At 44.7% G+C, this 937-nt stretch carries 1 protein-coding gene; it reads right to left on the reverse strand.

Features of this window, described 5'->3' with window-relative positions; genetic code table 11:
• Positions 1-192 (reverse strand): hypothetical protein (locus C8054_RS32970; RefSeq protein WP_233220269.1); only part of this gene is annotated, 192 nt, incomplete at its 3' end.
• Positions 193-937 lie beyond the last annotated feature (745 nt).

Consider the following 937-nt stretch of genomic DNA (forward strand, 5'->3'; position numbering starts at 1 on the left):
TAATGACGCACCAAACAGTGCTGAGAGTGGTGATTGGGTGTGATGGGGACCATGCCCCTCTACTAATGGGTGCTTTAGGTGACTGATGTGAAGAATTCCAGTCAGATACAGTTCGAGCTCGCCTGAAGAAGGATCAGAGAATCCGAAACGTCGCGAAGATGGCTTGAACTGATGAAAACGGGCCTCCATCATGAGAGTAGATGATGTAGAGAGCCACAGAAATAGTTTTCAGAATTTCTAGAGGGCTTAAAAGATATGTTCTCCATCCAAACAGATGTTGAGATTCGTTTTTTGAGTGGTGGAACCCCACCACACCCTAAACCTAACATTAGTGGAGCACACACACCTAGGAGGAACAGCCCTAGAGCTTCTAGCCCTAATTTGGGAATTTTTTGCAATAATTTCAAACAATTTTTAAGCTCTGTGGGCCTTGGGGATCGTTTTGGAAGCCATGGGACATGTCTGGGCAAATCCTAAAGCGGGCAGTTGAAGTGTGTGCCAGTGCACAACCTAGTTTTGGACTTTGTCTAAGCTATGGAATTTTTTGAGCCCCTAACTCAGCCAGTGCCACGTCTCTGCACTTTGGGACTTTGTCAGGAGACGTCCCATGGTGACCAAAATGGTCCCCAAAGTGCTCACTATTTAGGCTGCTTATAATTTTTCATGCAGAAAGATGCAATTTTTCATGCAGAAATATGCAAAAAATTCCAAAATCAAAATAGATAAATGTGCTAAACTAATTAATGACGCACCAAAAAGTGCTGAGAGTGGTGATTGGGTGTGATGGGGACCATGCCCCTCTACTAATGGGTGCTTTAAGTGACTGATGTGAAGAATTCCAGTCAGATACAGTTCGAGCTCGCCTGAGGAAGGATCAGAGAATCCGAAACGTCGCGATGATGGCTTGAACTAATGAAAACGGGCCTCCATCATGAGA

The organism is Micromonospora sp. RP3T (assembly GCF_003027925.1).
GTDB lineage: Bacteria > Actinomycetota > Actinomycetes > Mycobacteriales > Micromonosporaceae > Micromonospora.